Origin of the sequence: Paenibacillus sp. Y5S-9 (assembly GCF_036894235.1) — a bacterium.
GTDB lineage: Bacteria > Bacillota > Bacilli > Paenibacillales > Paenibacillaceae > Paenibacillus.
The window spans coordinates 5,132,721-5,152,065 of record NZ_CP145887.1; the positions used below are offsets into that span (position 1 = coordinate 5,132,721).

Sequence of the window (19,345 nt, forward strand, 5' to 3'; positions counted from 1 at the left end):
GTTACAGGGCTTCTGATAGAATGCCTGACTTCAACGCCTGAAGAACCATTCCTCTTAACCCAGCATCAAAATCATGTTGAAACGAGTCCTGATGTACGATCTCGGGCAACGATGGCATCGGATGATCCTCCCCGTACTTTTGCCACGCCAAATCCAGCTCTTCTCTCTCCACACGTTCCTGATAAATGACAATCTGGTGCGGGGCAACGACGGCATTAATCGTTTGCAGAATATGACATACCTGCACTACAAAATCATCTTTGCTCATGTCACGGTGCCAATCAGGTGAATAAGGAAGATACTTGATCTCACCAAACATCCCGTTTTTCCCACGGATCATCTGTCCATTCAACATCATGCCCATACCCGGCGGGTATCGGTTCGGAAAATAAATTCCCGCTACACTCTGTTCCTTCATATCCGCATGCTGTGTACAGTATCCGCTAATCGCTGCATTAACATCATTCTCCACGAGAACGTTCAGTTGGAACTCGCTCTCGATCTCCCGTATCAGATGTGAGTGAATAAGCTCTTCATGACTGCTCACCGTGATATCCCCATCCACGACTTGCCCCGGAATACCAATGCCGATCATATCAATGGAGGGATACTCCGTAATGAAACGCGCGATAAGTTGCAGCATATGCTGTTTATCAAAAGCAGGCAAGATGCGCTCTTCCTTCAACACAACCTTATTCTCCAGATTCATGACCGTTGCCGAAATCAACTCCTGGCCTTTCATCTCTTTGATGTAAAGAACCAAAGCAAGCTTGAAGTTATAATTATATCGATATGCCTGAGCAGGACGACCGCCGTTAGAGGGAACCACTTTATCTTGGAACAACTCTCCGCCATCACATAATTCCTGAATCAGCGCATTAATGGTAACAACACTAAGATTGGTTAGTGAAGCTAATTGCGGTTTGGTCGCCGTCTCAATCTGCTGCATGACTTCACGCACATTATTCAAATTGATGTATTTCATCATTGTAGCGTTGGCTTTTTTCATAACCCTCTCGTTTCTACTCTGGTTCAATTGAGCCAAAGCAATGGTATGGATGTCATTTCACCCCATATCATAACATAATGCCTTACTCGAACACATGAGTTCCATCGTGCTGGCAATGGATCGAAATCGGCAGAGCTTCTTTGTTCACTCAAACAAATCATCCATTGACTTCACAGGTTTCACTTCAATTGGTTGCTTTGACAAGACCATACTGGCATAGGTACCTGCCCATATTATAACTGCCATAATAACGTATACCATCCATATTTACCTCCCTGTTTCATACGGATTATGATTTTGCGATACTCATCACCTGTGATTAATTAATTAATAAATACACTTTATAAAGTGTATTACGTAAGTATGCGAGGATAATAGTTCTTTGTCAATATGATTTAGATTTATCCGAGCCCTTTTCAGTCCAAGGAACATGTGGACAACATGACTACAACAACACGTATCATCTCGATGCCCATAAAAAATAGCTGCCAAAAGAATCATTTAACGAATCTTTCGGCAGCCGTTTTTTCAATATACAAGCAGTTTATTTTGAATAGACTCGCTGTACAGCAGGCAATAAGGTCACAACTTGAATACCCACTCCCCATGCAAAATAGACCAAGTGAATAATAGAGACATCCTGAATCCAGTACACTTGTGCCATAATCCAGATGATGAGTGCAAACCCCGTGTACAAGGAAAAAGTCCAAGCCCAGTAGCGGTCAGGATAGAGATTCAGTCTCTCACCCAAGCCCCAATGAGCGTACCGGATGAGCGCAATAACAATCATTGTAGGCATCACGCCAAGTACCAGCAATAGGATGATCCCCGGGAACAAAAAACTGGAAAACGGAGAATTCCCCAACAAAGATGCGGGCAAATTCACCATACTTCCGGATGGGTCTATGATTAAAATGACGCCTCCAACAATCGCCCCAATCCCCAGCATTCCATGCATCAAAATGAGTAACCACGATCTGCCTATACGCTGCTTCATCATGAATTTCTCCTTCCGTTCTCTCGTTTCTCAACCTCATATATGGAGGTTTATGCTCAAACCCTCTAGTACCATTCTCACACATGCCACGTATTGTTCCTGTGCTTCTTTTCACTATATTGATCTCGAAAATCATTCGTAATGGAAAAACTTGATAAAAGAACGTACGTTCGGTATAATGAAATTATCCTGAATAAGCGAGAGGCAGATATGGACGACAAATTTATTAAGGAATTACGCGAGATTAGTCGGGATGACAGACGAAGATCGGAATTTATGATTCAAGGTTTGAAGGAAACACTGCAAGAACGCAAAGAAGAAGGCTTACTCAAACGCTGGATACGGCGTAAGAAAACAGAGAAAAAAATCTCTCAAAGATTTAATCAAGATCCTCACTCGGATCAAAAGTAACAACATAAAAAGGAGGCGGAATCCGCCTCCCTTGCTATTTACATATTTGAATCATTTAGGCTTCGTTAGTGGCTGTTTTATCCATTAGTGCGCATTCAAAACTTTCGGTTTTCAGTACCGAGAGGATGGAATAAAGCTTTCGATCTCCCCCGTTTCACGGCAAAATGGCAAAGGATCGAACTGGAAAACCGGATGCTTTCTCCGCCTTCGGTACAATGTTGAAGATTACTGCGCCTTTAGCTGGCACCTGATCCAGATTCGTTAACAGCTCAACTTGATATGTATCCTGGGCGAGTACATAATATTCTGCCAGAAGTGCCCCATTCTTCTGATAATCCACGGCCGAATCCGTGTCGAAGGTTTCATGTCCAATGGCTTGTACTTTTCTCTCCTCAAATAAAAACATAAGCGCACTAACCGACCATCCGGGTGCATGACTGTTGCCCTCATCATCCTTGTTATTAAATGCTTCATGGTTAGGCCAGCGTTTGCTCCAATCGGTACGTAAGGCTACAAAGCTTCCAGCTTCAATCACGCCATGCTCTCTTTCAAATTCAAGAATATGCTCCACATCCAGTGTGAAATCCGGATTGTTCTCTACTTCGGCAGACTGGTCAATGACCACAAGCGGGAGCACAAGCTCCTTCAAGCCCAACTCATCCAGATACCGGGTATCCCGAACGAAGTGGATCGGCGCATCAAGATGTGTCCCGTATTGACCCGGGAACTTGAAGCTCTGGGCAAAGAAACCTTGATCGTGATCAAACAGGGTATCGAATTGTGCTGCCTCAAAAGCTGAAAAATGCGGAGAGTCCGGTCCAAACGTATGGGTCAGATCTACCCATTTCTTTTCTTTTAACAATTGAATGGCTTGAATGAGTTCGTTGGACATCCTTATCACCTCATGCACAAAATGGAATAAATTTCTCCTATTATATCTTATTCCACTGCAATTGGGGAGCAGTCCCTATATTGGTTCTTAGGGCTATAAATTTTAAATTTTAAAACTTCACTGACCGTAATTGTCAGTGAAGTTTATTTATAATACAAGAGTAATCCATTCAATCATGAAAACAAAAGGAGCATGTATGATGCAAACGAAGAACGTATATCTATATGTATTTGATACGATGGCAGACTGGGAGGTAGGATATCTAACTGCTGAATTGAACTCGGGAAGGTATTTCAGGAAAGAGATCAAGCCTTTACAGGTCGTAACCGTAGGCGTGGATAAACATCCGGTAACTACCATGGGCGGATTGAACACCCTTCCTCATATTTCTATTGATGAATGTACATTGAAAGGTGACGATGTCATCATTCTTCCGGGAGGAAACACCTGGATGGACACCATCCATGATCCTTTATTAAAAAAAGTTACTGACGCTATAGAAAAAGGTACGGTTATTGCGGCAATTTGTGGTGCCACGGTTGGACTTGCAAAGAGGGGGTTACTGGACTCCATACAGCATACAAGCAATGATTTAGACTACCTGAAGATGATATGCCCAGATTATACGGGAGAAACATATTATCAAACGGAGCCAGCAGTAACCGATGGAAATGTAGTTACTGCAACTGGAATAGCTCCGTTAGAATTTACGATGCATGTACTGAAAAAGCTGGATGTCTTTGCACCAGAAACCTTACAGGCCTGGTACAAACTATATCAGACTCATGAGTCCACATACTTCTACGAGTTAATGAATTCTATTGCACCTGAATAACCAGTTTCCCGCGGGTATGATGGGTTTCACTCTTCTCATGTGCTTCCCTTACTCCCTGTTGAGTTAGCGGGTACGTTCCATCAATAACCGATTTGAGCTTGCCTTCCGCAGCCAGTTCAGCCAACTGATCCAGCTGATCCCCTTTGGGCTCCATCATGAAGACGTTGGCCGTTACTCCGGCTTCCTTGGCAAGTTTCTCATCCGGTTGTTCCACCAAGGATACCAGATGCCCGCCGGACTTCAACACCTTGAAGCTATCGCGCTGAATATCACCGCCCATGGTGTCCAGTACAACATCATAACCGGAGAGAATCTCCGAGAAATCTTCTTTTTTATAGTTGATAAAATGATCCACACCCAACGAGCGAAGCAACGCTTCGTTTGATTCACTTGCCGTGGAAGCCACTTCAGCGCCGAGGGACTTGGCGATCTGAATGGCATACGTTCCCACACCACCTGCACCAGCATGGATGAGTACCTTCTGCCCTTTGGCTAAACGTCCATGATCCACTAGGGCCTGCCAAGCTGTCATCGCAGCCAGCGGGATAGCTGCTGCTTCCTCAAAGCTTAATTTCTCCGGTATACGGGCAATAATGTCTGCATCGACGGCAACATATTCTGCATAGGTTCCGAATTGACGCGGACGTGCAAATACCCGATCTCCTTCTCTGAACCGCGTGACATTCGAGCCTGCTTCAGCCACAGTACCCGCAACATCGCCGCCCAGAATCAAGGGAAAATTCTCCGCTGCTTCTTTCATATAACCTTGTCTGATTTTGAAATCCACTGGATTAACCGACGTGGCATGTGTTAGGATCAGCACCTGATTGACTCCACACGCTGGCTTGGCTACTTCTTGTTCCTTCAATTGTTCCGCTCCACCAAATTCCTCAATCACAATTGCTTTCATTAGAGATCCCAGCCTTTCCATTGGATTAACGTTATGCTCTCTCCTTTCATTACCCTTTTCCCGCGGTCACTTGACCTATTCATTCCAAAAATCATAGCAATCTGGGATTCACGATCCAGTTCAACAATCGTGATATAATGTCGATTATCGATTATGTTAAATCTTAATCCAATACTGAATCCAATACTTGAACAAGCGAGGTAACGATATGGAAGTTGAAGTAAGTACATTACATGCATTTTCGGACAAGGCTCTTGGCGGAAACCCCGCAGGTGTTGTTTTACAAGCTACGCATTTGTCTGAATCCCAGATGCAGGAGGTTGCCCGACAAATCGGGTTTTCAGAGACTGCGTTTGTAATGCCATCGGATCAGGCTGATTTCAAAGTGCGTTTCTTCACTCCAAGTGATGAAGTCGATCTCTGTGGGCATGCCACAATTGCTTTATTTTATCTCATGAAGACACAACATCTCGTTGATGTTGGTACATATACACTTGAGACACTTGCCGGAATTCTTAAAGTCGTTATCGAAGTCAATGGAGAAGTCTATCTGTCACAGACATTGCCGGAGTTTGGGGAGATCGTGGACCGTCAGCAGATTGCTGACTCATTACGCATTTCTATGGAGGATTTACATTCCGAACTACCTGTACAGATTGTGTCTACCGGGTTACCCGATATCATGATAGCTGTTAAAAATGTTGATGTTCTAACCAAAATCGATCCTGACTTCCAGCGTATCGCTGAAATAAGCAAGACTCATCATGCCATAGGTTATCATGTGTTTACACTCGAATCAGATGTTATGGACGTTCTGGCAGAATGTCGTAATTTTGCACCACTGTATGATATACCTGAAGAGAGTGCAACGGGCACATCCAATGGCGCCATGCTCTGTTATTTATATCATTACAACCAGCTTACAGATCCTCATCATCACACGTACACGATCAGACAAGGGTATACCATGAACCGCCCCTCTGAGATCCGAGCCAGATTAACTTTGGACAATTCCAATGAAATCACACGGATTCAGGTTGGAGGTAGCGCAGTTCATATCAAAAACATTCAAATTCACCTCCCTTAATGGGAGGTGTTTTCCGTACTTAGGATATGTAAACTATCTTATGCGAAGCAGTGTAGTAGCCTGTGTTCATCATTGAATCTGTTGTAAAAATCGTAGCACCGCTACCTCCAACTGGTTCAGTCCTGGCTGCTCTATAGGAAAATGGCCTGCCCCTTCCAAGATCACACATTCCTTGTCCACCACCAGACGATCAAAAAAAGATTGGCTGAACCTGATCGGTGTCATGGGGTCCAGTTCAGGGTGAACCAACAGAACCGGAAACTGGCTGAACTGTTCCGGGCTTACCTCCGGTTTTTTATTAAGGAATGTTCTTAATAATTCCAACGGAATACGTGTAGCTGCCGCTTGTGGATCATTCATAATAAGACGGGTTAAGTCCTTGTTATTAGTAATCAGTTGCATTCGGGATACCTGCTTTACCGAAATACGTACATGATCCAGCAGACCAGGGAACAGATCCATCATCCGTTTTCCCGCCCGACTCACCAGACGATTCGGCGCAAGCTGATCACGCATTTCCGGGTTACTCGTATCTACAAATGTAGTTGCGATCAAACCCTTAACACGCTTGCTGCGTGCACTGGTGTGATAGGCAAGCATACCTCCGATGCTACTTCCCAATGCAACGATTGGCTTGCCATCTTTTTTGTGTTCCCGTTCGATGAGTGACACAAGCAGCTCTATCCAAAGTTCGTAGTTAATACGTGTACCAGACATTGCGTAACTTAACCCATACGGCGGAAGATCTGGCGATACCACCTCGTATCCATGTCGCTGCAACATGCGGGCATACGGAGCGAGCAACCTGCCATTGCCCCCCGCACCATGAATGAACAGAATCTTGATTGAAGACTCCGGCGCAGGCAAGCGATCGATATGCAGATGAACCCCATTTGACTCCCACCATTCTTCCTCAGGAGCTGTATGCTCTCCTAACCTCACTTCTTCCGGGAAAAAGCCCTGATACTGTTTCCAATAGGGATGTGTTGTCTGATATGAAGGCAAACTTTTTTTCATACGTTATATTCTCCTCTTTTTGTATACAAAAAAAAGCCGTACAGTGTACGACTTTTCGTTAAGAATACGTCTATGACCATACTTCTTTTTATAACACCTTCCGTATATCTGTCAATCGGGAAACTGTACATTGCCCGGTACGATATATGCACCGCCTGACCCATCATTAGGCAGAGCCGGGATCGTGTCATTTAATACCTGACCGCGAATATCGGTAATACGAACGTTTAGTTTTTCTTTGCCCAGTCCGGTTCCGAGGAAATGATTATAGTCCTGCTTTTCAAGATTGAGCCACGTACCATCCTTCTGTTTCACTTCGAACTTCAGCACCGGATATTTGTGATTACGAACCTGAATGGCTGCCCACCACTGACTGCTGCCTTCCTTGATCCGATAGGAGACGTTGCCTTGAATTGGAGCTTTGACCACTTTCCAACTGATATTGATTTTGCCTGCCTTTGGGTCACCAATTAGGTTAAAGGCATTCGGTGAGAGATCCAGCGCTCCGCTGGCTCCTTCTGGGTAAAGGTCTGTTACATAGACGGTTGTTTTGCCTTTAGGACCCTGCACCTCGAGGTAGGCTCCTGCTAGAGCGGCTTTGACACCGTTATAATTGAGTTGGAACGGATTAAGTGCAGTAATTTTCATGTCCGCCGGGATGGGATCAAGCAACACCGCACCTCCTGAGTAGCCTGAGCCTGTATACGTCGCGTAACCCTGATATGTATCGTTCCATGCAGCAGATGCAGGTAGAGCAAATAATACGAGACTGAGCAACATCCCTGTACCGGCCCATTTTAACCGTTGAAATCTACTTTTCTTGTTCATGAGCTATTCCTCCTCGTCCGTTCTCGTGTAAAATATCTTTTCAACTGCTAGATTTGAATATAACATTATTTTACATAATAACTTCTTATTTTCAATCCCTCTATACCAAATCACAACTATAGTCCTGCCCGTGGACTTGAACATTCACGACCATGCACAAGATATGGATACATACCATAATTTGGTGAAATTGATATAATAACAAGCCTGAATTGGATGGGTTCCCAGCAATAAAAAAACGCCACACCCCGGAGTAATTTCGCTCTCCGAATGGTGTGACGCCTATTAAACACTACGGTCAGAATACCCGTTCTGTCCAAGGACAGTCAGCATTTGACTCAACCCGTTTCCCTTCGTTTCATCCGCTTCCTTAGTCGCTCATACGATGCGTAAATCCGCGGAGATTCTTTTGTCAGGATAGGCCCCAGCACAGCCAGAATTAACACATACAACACGGCAAACGATTGGATGGATGCCATGAGCCCTCCGGCCTTGCCGATGTTCGCCATGATAATGGAGAATTCGCCCCGCGAGACCAGGGTAAAGCCCACATTCAACGAGGCCTTAGGGCTCATTCCAGCCAATCTGCCAGCAATCATACCTGCACCATAGTTACTGGCGATCGTCAGAATAACGGCAATAATCGTCATGCCAACAGCTCCGCCAAGTGAAGACGGCTCGATGGTTAGGCCAAAACTGAAGAAGAAAATTGCACCAAAAAAATCTTTGAAAGGCATGATCTGATGTTCAATCCGACTGACATGTCTTGATTCGCCCAGCACAAGTCCCATCATCAACGCTCCAATAGCTTCCGCTACGTGCAGTGTCTCCGAGAAACCAGCCACCAGGAAGAGCAGTGTCATGACGGTAAGCAGAAACAACTCTGATGACTTGATATTCAGTGCTTTATCAATATATTTGATGCTTTTCCTGCCAATAATCAGGAACAGCACAATAAACAGCAGGGCAGACAGCGATACCAACAGAACACTTAAGAATGAAGTTGCCCCGCTGAGCACAAGCCCGGTCAGGATGGAGATATGAATCGCGATGAATAAGTCATCAAACATGATCATGCCCATAATAATCTCTGTTTCAGGGTTTGCCGTACGTTTCAGATCAACGAGCACTTTAGCTACAATGGCTGTAGAAGAGCTGGTCATGATCCCGCAGACAACAAGTGTCTCCTGAAGGGGCAGATCCATGAACCACCCCAACAGCAATCCAGAGACAAAATTCAGGCCTACATAGAACATTCCCCCGGTCAGAATGGCTTTACCAGACTTTAATAAACGGGAGACTGAGAACTCCAAACCCAGATAAAATAGCAAAAATAAAATGCCAAGCCTGCCCATAAATTCAATAAAGGTTGAACTTTCGATAAAACGTAAATCCACTATGCCGATCTGTGGTGCATGTGGTCCAACAGCCATACCAATCAGGATATAAAAAGGAATGACCGAAAATCGTAATCGTGAAGATATCAGCCCAGTAAGTGTAATCAGCGCAACGGCAATTCCCACTTCGAATATGAGCATATCCATAGGCTAAGTCCGTCCATCAGTCAACAATTGTTTGAGATGTTTGATCTGATTCCGTTCACCGGCAACTACAATTGTAGCTCCAGCGGTAAAAGCATAATCCGGGCCTGGATTAAAATGCTTCTCCTTATCCTTGGTCACAACAGCGAGAATTACGGCGCCCGTAGCCTGACGGATATCCAGTTCACCAATCGTCATGCCTATGCTTGCGGCGTGAGGCTCAATCCGCAGCCATTCGATTAACAGCCCTTCAAGCATCACTTCACGCTCATCCTGAAACTTCGGTTTATAGGTCATACCACCAACGATAGCGGCTACCGCCCGGGCTTCATCATCGTCCAGGGTGACAAGGGAGACCATATCACCCACCTCTTCAGGCGTATCCCCTGACTCCATATGGAACAGGTCACGTCGCTCGTCGTTATGGATCACAATGACCAAGTGCTCACCACTACGGGTATGCAGCCAGTATTTACGTCCAATCCCTGGTAAGTCCGTCTCTTTAAAGTGCATGATCTGCACCCCCCAGAGCCGGCTCGTTCAAGGTTTCGCTCCTCAGCTCAATCCCCGTAATGCGGATTCTCATGGAACCTGATGGTGTATGAACAGACCTAACTTCCCCTACACTGCCAAGCAGTAATTGACTCCCTACTGGAGAGAGGAAGGAAATACGCCCCTCATCAGGATTGGTATCCTCTGGCATGACAATCATGAACGAGTCTGATGTATGAAAATCGATATATTCAAAATCAATATGACTACCGATCAATACAGCTGAGTCCAGATCTTCATCAGGGCCCAGAAGCAGTTTTTCCACATACTCCGTATATGCCGACAATTGTTTTTCCAATTGTATCCGCTCTGGATCGCGCACGTCGAAATAGGCGTCGAGAAATGTTCTTTTCTCTTCACCGAATGTAAATAGCTGGCTCACCAGCTTCTCTCTGCAATTATGGCGGGAAGTCCTATGGTTCATAATAGATTTCACCCCCTATACAAGCCTTGTTCTCCATGTTGATTGGCATGTTTCTCTTCATCATCTTGTTTTCCTCCTTTTTATTATAAAAAGACCCCGGGATACGAGACCTTCTTACCATCTTACCAAAACTAATATTTTAATCCAGTATATTCGTCTAACTTGCTTTTTTATTATCATTTGTGGTCATATCTTCCATTTAATAACTTAATTCTTCACATCATGTGGTAGATCCATAGAACATTTTAATTACTGCATAAAAAACATTTTATGGTTTTTCATCTCGTATTTTTATTTGCTTTACTGTATATTTAACTACAAACTTTTATTCAATTTATGCAAATAAGCATCTGAAGACTTTAACACAATAAAGGAGTGCATTGAAAAAGTGTCCACGATAACAAAAGAAACTACAGAGTCCGTTCAAGTTACTGCCGCAGAATATGTTCATTCCGTTTATGAGTCGGTTGTCGCCAGAAATCCGCATGAAGACGAGTTCCATCAGGCTGTCAAAGAAATTCTGGATTCCCTTATTCCTGTGATTGAAGCACATCCCAAATACAGGAACCATAGTCTGTTGGAACAGCTTGTTGAGCCGGAACGTGTAATCACATTCCGTGTCCCATGGGTAGATGATCAGGGCAAAGTTCAGGTTAACCGTGGATTCCGGGTGCAATTCAACAGTGCCATTGGCCCTTACAAAGGCGGACTTCGCTTCCACCCTTCTGTATACTCGGGCATCATCAAGTTCCTTGGCTTCGAACAGATTTTCAAAAATGCGTTGACCGGTCTGCCCATTGGCGGTGGTAAAGGCGGTTCTGACTTCGATCCCAAAGGAAAATCGGATCTGGAAGTGATGCGTTTCACGCAAAGCTTCATGACTGAGCTGTACAAATATATCGGTTCCGATACGGATGTACCGGCAGGTGACATTGGTGTAGGCGCAAGGGAAATCGGTTACATGTTCGGCCAATACAAACGTATTCATGGCGGGCATGAGGCAGGCGTGTTGACAGGTAAAGGACTGCTGTACGGAGGAAGCTTGGCACGTAAGGAAGCGACTGGCTTCGGCTGTGTGTACTTCGTTAAGGAGATGTTACAATCCAAGGGGCTTAGCTTCCAAGACAGCACAGTCGTTGTCTCTGGCTCTGGTAATGTGTCCATCTATGCCATTCAGAAGGCACAGGAGCTTGGAGCTACAGTCGTGGCGTGTAGTGACTCAGGTGGCTACATACACGATCCACAAGGCATTAACCTGGATACCGTGAAACGTCTGAAAGAGGTTGACCGTCTTCGCATCAGCGAATACATCAAAGAACATCCGCATGCTACATATACCGAAGGCTGTGAAGGCATCTGGTCTATTCCTTGTGATATTGCTCTTCCATGTGCAACGCAAAACGAGATCGATGAAGAAGCTGCGGCCCTGCTGGTTAAAGGTGGCGTGAAGGCCATTGGCGAAGGCGCAAATATGCCTTCCACCCTGGCTGCCATTGACGTCTTCCACGGCGCGGGCGTACTGTTTGGTCCAGCCAAAGCGGCTAATGCTGGCGGTGTAGCGGTGTCTGCTCTTGAAATGTCACAGAACAGCATGCGGTTGTCCTGGTCATTTGAAGAAGTAGACGCCAAGTTGCATGACATTATGAAGAACATCTACACCAGCTGTGTAGAAGCTGCTGAAGAGTATGGCTGCGAAGGTAACCTCGTAGCCGGAGCGAATATCGCCGGTTTCCTCAAGGTAGCGGATTCCATGATCGCTCAAGGTGTAGTTTAATTTAAATACGTGATTCTTCATGATCAAAGGGCGTTCCCATCAATTTGGGTAACTGCCCTTTTTTCCTTGTCTTCAATTGCTCTAATCGCAAGGCAATGGTAAAGTGGTACTGACGTAATTCCATCTATTTGTACTATTATAAGGAAGTGTTTACATTGTCTAACCAACCATTTGCCAGCACTGCGAGTCCTCATCTTAGCGCAGACTGTGAGCAATGTTTTGGCCTGTGCTGTGTTGCCTTGCCCTATGGCAAGTCATCTGACTTTGCTTTTGATAAAGCCAGCGGCACACCCTGTCCCAATCTGCGCACGGACAATCGCTGTGGTATCCATACCCAGCTTCGGCAGAAAGGGTTCAAAGGTTGCACGGTATACGACTGTTTCGGAGCTGGACAGAAGCTGTCCCAAGTGACCTACGCGGGCAAAGATTGGCGTGATCATCCAGAGTCTGCAAACGAGATGTTCGATTGTCTGCCTGCCTTGCGACAACTTCACGAGTTGCTCAGTTATATGAAGGAAATGATGATGAGACCGGAGACGTCATCCCTTCACTCGGCATTTGGTGAGTTATATGAGGAGATTGAGCGCTTGAGCAATCTGGAGCCTGCGGCACTCCTCCGTCTGGACATCGCCAATTATCGGTCCAGTGTGAATCAACTCTTGGTCCAGGCAAGTGAGATGGTACGCGCGAATGTGTCACCCACTGCTCATGGACAAGGGAAGTCGAAGAAGAGTAAAAAACGTACCGGAAGTGACTTTTTTGGTGCCAATTTAAAAGGGGCTGACCTGCGGGGCGCAAGCTTCCGAGGGGCTTTAATGATCGCAGCCGATCTCCGAAATGCAGATACACGAAATGCCGATTGGATTGGCGCGGACTTGCGGGATACGGATCTGGGCGATGCAGACCTGAGAGGTGGCATCTTCCTCACGCAATCCCAGATTAATGCGGCCAAAGGTAATGTGAATACCAAGTTGCCGGATCATCTTAACATTCCCTCACACTGGGTGTAGGGTGCCATTTCCACAAGAGCACGAGCAGGGATACAAGCAAGATAGTACCTGCCAATTCATATGAATGTATGAATCGTATACAGCAACAGTAAAAAACAGCTCGTCCTATATATCCAAGGACGAGCTGTTTGTTATACAAATCACTGGAACAAATCAGAATTATAACAAGTCGCGGCGAAGATCTTCAGCCGATTTCGGAGACAAGTGACCGAGCGGAATATCAAATACCGTTTTTGCTCCCTTATGTCCTTCCACGCTCAAGCGTTGTGCGGCTCTTGCATACGCCACAAGTACGCTCGCTGTAAATTCAGGATTGCTGTCGAGTTTCAGACCAAATTCAATAATTTGCTTTTGACCTGCACCCGTAACCCCACTGCGAATAACAAATCCACCATGCGGCATACCTTCATGCTCGGATTTCAATTCTTCTTCGCTAATGAACGTTACAGTTGTATCGTAATCTGCAAAGTAGTTAGGCATCGATACAATCGTTTCACGGATCTCATCCTGATTAGCACCATCTTCTGCTACCACATAACATTGACGCAGATGTTTCTCGCGTGTAGACAGCTCTGGTGTTTCCCCTGCACGAATGCGATTGATAACCTCTTCGACAGGTACCGTATACTGCACACCCGCTTTAACGCCTGGAACACGACGAATAGCATCCGAGTGGCCTTGGCTCACACCTTTGCCCCAGAACGTATACTCTTTTCCTTCTGGCAGGATGGATTGTGCAAGCAGACGGTTCATGGAGAACAAGCCTGGGTCCCAACCTGTGGAAATGACACTTACGTGACCGCCTTGCTCTGCCGCAGCATTAACTTCTTTGTAGAATTCAGGAATCTTCGCATGTGTATCGAAGCTATCTACCGTATTGAACAACTTGGCGATGGCTGGTGTTTGCTCTGGGAGGTCGGTTGCAGAACCACCACAGAGGATCATAACATCAATCTTGCCTATGTATTGCTCCGCTGCAGAGATATGCTCAAAACGTACTTCTGTGCTTTCAGCAACCATCTGCTCCGGATTACGACGTGTAAACACAGCAATCAGTTCCAGATCCTCGTTCTGGGAAATGGCTTTCTCTACACCTTTACCCAAGTTACCGTAACCAACAATACCCACTCTAATCATGTTCAATCCTCTCCTGTCTTCTTCTATAGTTGTCTATTACTCTATTATAATGATATAACATACCATGTAACCTGTCAGGTTTCCAGTTCGAAATAAAAATACCTTGCAGCGGTGCAGCAATAATGCGGCTCCGTATGCAAGGTATTTTGACGTTCATTCGTTATTTCAGGAAGAAAGAAAGCAGAAAAGAACAATAGCCAATATCTTATGCTTCTGCTTCTGTCCAGGTCAACGTCAGTTCAATGACGCCTTCCTGCCCTGCCAATGTTCCTCCAATCAAGGACCAGACATCCTGTGTTTCCGGGTCAGTTCCCTGAATAATAATATTTTTGTCATCGATCGTCTGACCTGCATCCGTCAACTTTTTGGCGTTGAAGTAATCTTTATACAGCTGGGATACGGTTTTCATATCTTGTTCAGTGGAGAAAATCACCATGGCCGATTGCTTGCCTTCGTTCTCACCCGAATTGGCTAAACGAATCGTTGCATCTTCCGGCAATGGGAAATCACTTGGCAAGTTCTCTGGCAACTCATTGGTTCCAGCAGCGGCTTCCTCACTACTAACCGAGTCCGAGTCGGTTGGTGCAGTAGTACCCTCCGTTTCGGTCACTGCACTTGTTGTTGCTTCACTTGCACCTTCATCCGTCGCTTGTTCACCAGTTCCGGAGGAAACCTCAGTGTCCACCTTCTCAGTATCACTCGGTTCGTCTGCCGCGCTGCTGCAAGCACTCAAGGCCACCATCATCGCCAGTGCCGCACAAGCCAATACATATTTCCTTCTCTTCACCATCCGTTACCACTCCTTCTTCTTCATTTTATGTGCTAATCACGTTCAAACGACTGGATTACAGGTACCGCATGAACATTATTCTTAACCCATATCACAGATACAGATAATACACTTAAAGACAATAGACAACTGGCTACGAGAATGGATAGGAAGCGGGTGATCACTCTAAACTTTTTCATCCATCCCTCCTCCTCATCCTGTTCATCCTGTGTTTGTGGAATCATGTTACTCATAGGTCACTGGACGGTGTCACTAATTTCATGATCCCAGCAGCGACAATATCCGGTTGACTGTTGTGGATACTGTGTGTCGCTTGTGGAACCGTCAGCTGTGTTCCGTGTGTTGACCATGAAGCAAAACCCGCTTGATCGGCCTGCCATGCCTGGCTGTCCTCATCCGACTCCTCCGAACCCGCTGTCAGGATCGTCAGGGGAAAATCAAACTTTGTTTTGTTCTCAAGCACACACGCAGCATTTGTTCTGGAATTCCGAACCTCTTCCATGACATTGTCATTGTACGCATGTCTCAGCGTGGATATCGTGACGGCTTTTTTCATCGGTTCCGTTACTAGATTTGGGTCAATGACCAGAGATGCCATCATGCGATCCGATTGCAGCAATGTTCGTGCGATGCCTGTTTTCACAAGAAAACGGGACCAATCCATCATCCATTCCGGTATATTCAGGTCCGTACGACTGTAATACTCTGGGCTTCCGCCATCAATCATGACCATGCCAGCCACCTCATCAGGATACCTTTGCGCAAACCGCAGTGTCTCCAGCGAACCTAGGGAGTGACCGACCATAATGTAAGGTGGACGTTGACCGGATGTTCGCAGCAATTGGTGGATCTCTTCCGAGATGGTATCAACATCACGAGGTTCATCCGTATAGTCGCTGTATCCGTACCCGAACCGATCATATACCGCAATTTTTACCTGTGATTTCAACTTGTCATATAGCGGACTGAAATCCACATACGGATTAGGTGTACCCCAGCCTGAGGCAAACACCACGGTTACCTCTCCTTTGCCAGCGGTGTAGAGGTGCATGTTGCGACCACTCACTTCATAATACTTGCCTGGCGGGGGATAGGACTTCATATCCTGCGTGGATTGATACGCTTCATACGCTGTACCTGCCAGCAGCAAAAGTCCTGTGGCAAGCATGATGCCTCCCAGCACTTTTAACCCTCTCCGTAACCCCTTCTTCATCTTCTCTACCCCTTATCCAAAGGTTCATCTATATATGTATGCTTCAATCGTACCCAAGAAATAGCGGGATTGAAACAATCCCGAGTCCAGTTCTTTCCCCAACCAAAGTCCAGTGTCCCTCCCCTACCTGTGACGCAAAAAAACTGCAAATCTCCCATTCAGGAAACTTGCAGTTCATCTATACTTGTATTCTAAAACTCTTACCTCAATCTATCTCACGATGATCCTTTTACCTATAGTTGCAAAGTAAGACCCACCGGGCAATGATCACTGCCCATCACATGGCAGTCGATATGCGCATCTGCCACCTTAGGTGCCAATTGATTGGATACCAGAAAATAATCAATGCGCCAGCCCACATTCCGTTCTCTGACTTTCGGCATATAAGACCACCAGCTGTACACATCCGTACGATCCGGGTAAAGATGGCGGAAGCTGTCCACATAACCAGAAGCAAGCAAATCGGTCATCTTGCCACGCTCTTCAAGGGTAAATCCCGAGTTACCCAGATTGGGCTTCGGATTCTTCAGATCAATCTCCTGATGAGCCACATTCAGGTCACCACAGACGATAACCGGCTTAGTCTGCTCCAATTGCAGAATGTACCCCCGGAATCGATCCTCCCATTCCAGACGATAAGGCAGCCGGGTCAGATCCCGCTTCGCGTTAGGGGTATAGACGTTCACCAGATAAAACTCATCATACTCCAGTGTAATCATCCGTCCTTCCGGCTCGCTGTCCTCCTCCATCCCGTAACGAACGGATATAGGCTTGATTCGGCTAAATACAGCCGTACCGGAATATCCTTTTTTGATCGCATAATTCCAATATTGATAAACATCTTCCCCCAGGTCCATCTCAATCTGTCCGGCTTGCAATTTGGTCTCCTGAAGGCAGAAAATGTCCGCCCGACTCTCTTGATAATAATCCATAAATCCTTTGGTCACACATGCCCTTAAGCCATTCACATTCCAGGACACCAGCTTCATATCCTCATCTCCTCACATCTCTCCAATATAGCATGGGCTCATTCAGAGGGACAAGCCTTACGGCTCGGAGTCATTGGAATCCTTATAGGGTTAGCATGCCTATATATCGCTTCGTAACTTGGAGAACACCGCAAGGTCAATATATCTGCCTTTCTCGAACTCATGCTGCCGCAGTACACCTTCCTGTTGAAAATCAAGCTTGTGTAATAGGCGAATTGACGCCTCGTTCTCCGGTTCAACCTTCGCTTCGATCTTGTTAAGCTGCATGCTTGTGAATCCAAAATGTAACACAGCATGTGCCACTTCCGTCATCACACCGCGGCCCCAGAAAGAGGAACGCAAATCGTATCCAATCTCTGCACGGTTATGTACATCTTCATAGTTCAGGAACCCGCAGGTTCCGATCACTTTACGAGTTTCACGGTCTTCAATCATCCAGCGTAAACCCGTGTGTTCCTTGAAAATCTTCGTATACCAGTTCATCTCACCCTGTGCATCCTCCACGGATTCAAAGGGAGTGAATGGCATATATTGAACCACAGCTTCGTCGGAATATAACTCCAACAGATCATGGCTGTCTCCAGCCTCTGCCGACCGGAGGATGAATCGTTCTGTCTGAATTAATGGAAATAGATCAAACCTAAATTGCTCACTCATGCTTGGTCTCCTTTACCAACATTTATTGTAGAAGTCCATTTTACTACACTTGCCTTCATCAAGCTTTTACTATTAATATGTTCTATTAAGGCATTACTGTATAAAAGGGTACATAGGAAAGGACGTGCTATTATCACACAATCATATGACGTTATTATCGTTGGAGCCGGCTCCATGGGTATGAGTGCTGGGTATTATCTATCGCGCAGTGGATGCAAAACTTTATTAATTGATGCCTTTGACCCTCCGCATACGGAAGGAAGTCATCACGGGGATAGCAGACTAATGCGCCATGTGTACAGTGGTGGGCCTGACTATATTGCCATGGCATTACTTGCACAGAAGTTATGGCACGAGCTGGAGGAAACGACCGGAGACCAACTGTTTGTTCCTTCCGGTGTAATAAATGTGGTTGATCCAGAGATTCATTCCTTCCACAACCGATTGAGCCATGCAGATGATGCAGGTATTCGGTATGAAACGTTGCACGCAGCCGAGGTGATGAAACGCTGGCCAGGTATTACAATACCTGAACATTACGAGGGCATGTATGAGCCTGATGCGGGTTATCTGTATAGTGAACCCTGTATTCGTGCCTTCCGCAAAGCAGCCGAGACTCACGGTGCCACCTTGTTAACGCACACGCTTGTGGAGCATATCGAATACGGACCCCATTCCGTTGCAGTTCAGACTTCAGGTGGTGAGACATACCATGCAAATCAAATCATCCTGAGCGCTGGCGCCTGGTTTCAGACATTAAAACCTTTTGTGGATCTCCCAATTCAGGCAGTGCGTAAAACGGTTGGATGGTTTGATGCACCAGAAGCCTTGTATGGCGAGGCACACTTCCCCGGTTTTACACTGGCAGGAAAAGAAGGTACATATTATGGATTTCCAAGCATTGGCGGATCAGGTCTGAAGATGGGTCGTCATGATACGGGCCAAATGTGGACACCAGGAAGTACAATGGCTCCTTTTGGTACGGAAGAAACGGACGAGGGGGATCTGCGCAGGCTGCTCGAACTTCATATGCCTCAGGCAGCTGGGGAATTGAAACGTGGTAGTGTGTGCAAGTATGAATTTACTTCGGATGAAGATTTTATTATCGACCGACACCCTGCCCATGAACGTGTGTGGCTGGCAGGTGGTTTCTCCGGTCACGGCTTCAAGTTTGCAAGTGCCATTGGGCAGATTCTATCCGACTTGGTGCAAACGGGGTACACGGATCAGGATATTAGTAGGTTCGCCCTATCCCGTTTTCGTTAAGTACCA

The 19,345-nt window shown here is 45.9% G+C and carries 21 protein-coding genes; 6 read left to right on the top strand and 15 right to left on the bottom strand.

Going from position 1 to position 19,345, the window contains the following annotated elements; genetic code table 11:
- Position 1 precedes the first annotated feature (1 nt).
- Together V6669_RS22560 and V6669_RS22565 are read right to left on the bottom strand one after the other, a co-directional pair.
- Positions 2–1,009, bottom strand: a complete 1,008-nt coding sequence (locus V6669_RS22560) for an ROK family protein (protein ID WP_338588166.1) — start codon at positions 1,007–1,009, stop codon at positions 2–4.
- A 544-nt stretch (positions 1,010–1,553) separates the two neighbouring features.
- Complete coding sequence (locus V6669_RS22565; RefSeq protein WP_338588167.1) at positions 1,554–2,009, bottom strand: hypothetical protein; 456 nt, start codon at positions 2,007–2,009, stop codon at positions 1,554–1,556.
- Between the two features lie 207 nt (positions 2,010–2,216).
- On the opposite strand from V6669_RS22565, the gene V6669_RS22570 reads away from it, so the two are divergent.
- Positions 2,217–2,417, top strand: a complete 201-nt coding sequence (locus V6669_RS22570) for a hypothetical protein (RefSeq protein ID WP_091034774.1) — start codon at positions 2,217–2,219, stop codon at positions 2,415–2,417.
- Between the two features lie 154 nt (positions 2,418–2,571).
- On the opposite strand, the gene V6669_RS22575 is transcribed toward V6669_RS22570, so the two are convergent.
- The gene (locus V6669_RS22575) at positions 2,572–3,309 is read right to left on the bottom strand and encodes a cyclase family protein (RefSeq protein WP_338588169.1); all 738 of its coding nucleotides are present in this window, start codon (positions 3,307–3,309) and stop codon (positions 2,572–2,574) included.
- A 199-nt stretch (positions 3,310–3,508) separates the two neighbouring features.
- On the opposite strand from V6669_RS22575, the gene V6669_RS22580 reads away from it, so the two are divergent.
- Positions 3,509–4,144 (top strand): type 1 glutamine amidotransferase family protein, encoded by a 636-nt coding sequence (locus tag V6669_RS22580; RefSeq protein ID WP_338595015.1) that lies wholly within the window; start codon positions 3,509–3,511, stop codon positions 4,142–4,144.
- Here the strand turns inward: V6669_RS22580 and V6669_RS22585 are convergent.
- Positions 4,128–5,054, bottom strand: coding sequence for an NADP-dependent oxidoreductase (locus tag V6669_RS22585; protein ID WP_338588170.1), 927 nt, complete (start codon positions 5,052–5,054; stop codon positions 4,128–4,130). The two genes, V6669_RS22580 and V6669_RS22585, sit on opposite strands and share 17 nt — an antisense overlap.
- Before the next feature lie 208 nt (positions 5,055–5,262).
- Between V6669_RS22585 and V6669_RS22590 the strand changes: the two genes are divergently transcribed.
- Positions 5,263–6,141: a PhzF family phenazine biosynthesis protein gene (locus V6669_RS22590; protein WP_338588171.1), complete on the top strand. Its 879-nt coding sequence runs from the start codon at positions 5,263–5,265 to the stop codon at positions 6,139–6,141.
- Between the two features lie 69 nt (positions 6,142–6,210).
- Here the strand turns inward: V6669_RS22590 and V6669_RS22595 are convergent, their stop codons facing one another.
- The 5 genes from V6669_RS22595 to V6669_RS22615 all read right to left on the bottom strand — a co-directional run bounded on the left by V6669_RS22595 (position 6,211) and on the right by V6669_RS22615 (position 10,503).
- A complete protein-coding gene (locus V6669_RS22595) occupies positions 6,211–7,158 on the bottom strand; it encodes an alpha/beta hydrolase (protein WP_338588172.1) in 948 nt (315 codons plus the stop codon).
- Positions 7,159–7,269: 111 nt separating this feature from the next.
- Positions 7,270–7,986 carry an expansin EXLX1 family cellulose-binding protein gene (locus V6669_RS22600; protein ID WP_017687038.1) on the bottom strand — a complete coding sequence of 239 codons (717 nt, stop codon included), beginning with the start codon at positions 7,984–7,986 and terminating at the stop codon, positions 7,270–7,272.
- 338 nt (positions 7,987–8,324) lie between these two features.
- Positions 8,325–9,530, bottom strand: a complete 1,206-nt coding sequence (locus V6669_RS22605; RefSeq protein ID WP_338588173.1) for a cation:proton antiporter — start codon at positions 9,528–9,530, stop codon at positions 8,325–8,327.
- A 3-nt stretch (positions 9,531–9,533) separates the two neighbouring features.
- Positions 9,534–10,040: a cation:proton antiporter regulatory subunit gene (locus tag V6669_RS22610; RefSeq protein ID WP_338588174.1), complete on the bottom strand. Its 507-nt coding sequence runs from the start codon at positions 10,038–10,040 to the stop codon at positions 9,534–9,536.
- Complete coding sequence (locus V6669_RS22615; RefSeq protein WP_338588175.1) at positions 10,030–10,503, bottom strand: GreA/GreB family elongation factor; 474 nt, start codon at positions 10,501–10,503, stop codon at positions 10,030–10,032. Before V6669_RS22615 ends, V6669_RS22610 begins: the two co-directional genes overlap by 11 nt.
- Before the next feature lie 388 nt (positions 10,504–10,891).
- Between V6669_RS22615 and gdhA the strand changes: the two genes are divergently transcribed.
- Together gdhA and V6669_RS22625 are read left to right on the top strand one after the other, a co-directional pair.
- Complete coding sequence (gdhA, locus tag V6669_RS22620; protein WP_190945345.1) at positions 10,892–12,277, top strand: NADP-specific glutamate dehydrogenase; 1,386 nt, start codon at positions 10,892–10,894, stop codon at positions 12,275–12,277.
- 155 nt (positions 12,278–12,432) lie between these two features.
- A complete protein-coding gene (locus V6669_RS22625; RefSeq protein WP_338588176.1) occupies positions 12,433–13,287 on the top strand; it encodes a pentapeptide repeat-containing protein in 855 nt (284 codons plus the stop codon).
- A 159-nt stretch (positions 13,288–13,446) separates the two neighbouring features.
- Here V6669_RS22625 and V6669_RS22630 read toward each other — a convergent pair whose 3' ends face one another.
- From V6669_RS22630 to V6669_RS22655, 6 genes are all read right to left on the bottom strand, one after another.
- A complete protein-coding gene (locus V6669_RS22630) occupies positions 13,447–14,430 on the bottom strand; it encodes a diaminopimelate dehydrogenase (protein ID WP_074096058.1) in 984 nt (327 codons plus the stop codon).
- Between the two features lie 199 nt (positions 14,431–14,629).
- On the bottom strand, positions 14,630–15,214 hold the full coding sequence (locus V6669_RS22635; RefSeq protein ID WP_338588177.1) for a hypothetical protein: 585 nt from the start codon (positions 15,212–15,214) through the stop codon (positions 14,630–14,632).
- Between the two features lie 32 nt (positions 15,215–15,246).
- The gene (locus V6669_RS22640) at positions 15,247–15,393 is read right to left on the bottom strand and encodes a hypothetical protein (RefSeq protein ID WP_165980244.1); all 147 of its coding nucleotides are present in this window, start codon (positions 15,391–15,393) and stop codon (positions 15,247–15,249) included.
- 50 nt (positions 15,394–15,443) lie between these two features.
- Positions 15,444–16,427, bottom strand: a complete 984-nt coding sequence (locus tag V6669_RS22645; RefSeq protein ID WP_338588178.1) for an alpha/beta hydrolase — start codon at positions 16,425–16,427, stop codon at positions 15,444–15,446.
- A 233-nt stretch (positions 16,428–16,660) separates the two neighbouring features.
- A complete protein-coding gene (locus V6669_RS22650; protein ID WP_338588180.1) occupies positions 16,661–17,416 on the bottom strand; it encodes an exodeoxyribonuclease III in 756 nt (251 codons plus the stop codon).
- A gap of 99 nt (positions 17,417–17,515) precedes the next feature.
- The gene (locus tag V6669_RS22655; protein ID WP_338588181.1) at positions 17,516–18,073 is read right to left on the bottom strand and encodes a GNAT family protein; all 558 of its coding nucleotides are present in this window, start codon (positions 18,071–18,073) and stop codon (positions 17,516–17,518) included.
- A 132-nt stretch (positions 18,074–18,205) separates the two neighbouring features.
- Between V6669_RS22655 and solA the strand changes: the two genes are divergently transcribed.
- Entirely contained in the window at positions 18,206–19,339 is a 1,134-nt protein-coding gene (solA, locus tag V6669_RS22660; RefSeq protein ID WP_338595016.1) for an N-methyl-L-tryptophan oxidase, read from the top strand.
- The last annotated feature ends 6 nt before the right edge of the window (positions 19,340–19,345 follow it).

Coding starts and splice junctions, on each gene's coding strand:
- V6669_RS22585 (WP_338588170.1), bottom strand. CDS start 5,054: ATGAAAGCAATTGTGATTGAGGAATTTGGTGGAGCGGAACAATTGAAG.
- V6669_RS22615 (WP_338588175.1), bottom strand. CDS start 10,503: ATGAACCATAGGACTTCCCGCCATAATTGCAGAGAGAAGCTGGTGAGC.
- V6669_RS22565 (WP_338588167.1), bottom strand. CDS start 2,009: ATGATGAAGCAGCGTATAGGCAGATCGTGGTTACTCATTTTGATGCAT.
- V6669_RS22580 (WP_338595015.1), top strand. CDS start 3,509: ATGCAAACGAAGAACGTATATCTATATGTATTTGATACGATGGCAGAC.
- V6669_RS22560 (WP_338588166.1), bottom strand. CDS start 1,009: ATGAAAAAAGCCAACGCTACAATGATGAAATACATCAATTTGAATAAT.
- V6669_RS22605 (WP_338588173.1), bottom strand. CDS start 9,530: ATGGATATGCTCATATTCGAAGTGGGAATTGCCGTTGCGCTGATTACA.
- V6669_RS22600 (WP_017687038.1), bottom strand. CDS start 7,986: ATGAACAAGAAAAGTAGATTTCAACGGTTAAAATGGGCCGGTACAGGG.
- V6669_RS22650 (WP_338588180.1), bottom strand. CDS start 17,416: ATGAAGCTGGTGTCCTGGAATGTGAATGGCTTAAGGGCATGTGTGACC.
- V6669_RS22640 (WP_165980244.1), bottom strand. CDS start 15,393: ATGAAAAAGTTTAGAGTGATCACCCGCTTCCTATCCATTCTCGTAGCC.
- V6669_RS22610 (WP_338588174.1), bottom strand. CDS start 10,040: ATGCACTTTAAAGAGACGGACTTACCAGGGATTGGACGTAAATACTGG.
- V6669_RS22645 (WP_338588178.1), bottom strand. CDS start 16,427: ATGAAGAAGGGGTTACGGAGAGGGTTAAAAGTGCTGGGAGGCATCATG.
- V6669_RS22570 (WP_091034774.1), top strand. CDS start 2,217: ATGGACGACAAATTTATTAAGGAATTACGCGAGATTAGTCGGGATGAC.
- V6669_RS22595 (WP_338588172.1), bottom strand. CDS start 7,158: ATGAAAAAAAGTTTGCCTTCATATCAGACAACACATCCCTATTGGAAA.
- V6669_RS22575 (WP_338588169.1), bottom strand. CDS start 3,309: ATGTCCAACGAACTCATTCAAGCCATTCAATTGTTAAAAGAAAAGAAA.
- V6669_RS22655 (WP_338588181.1), bottom strand. CDS start 18,073: ATGAGTGAGCAATTTAGGTTTGATCTATTTCCATTAATTCAGACAGAA.
- V6669_RS22635 (WP_338588177.1), bottom strand. CDS start 15,214: ATGGTGAAGAGAAGGAAATATGTATTGGCTTGTGCGGCACTGGCGATG.
- V6669_RS22590 (WP_338588171.1), top strand. CDS start 5,263: ATGGAAGTTGAAGTAAGTACATTACATGCATTTTCGGACAAGGCTCTT.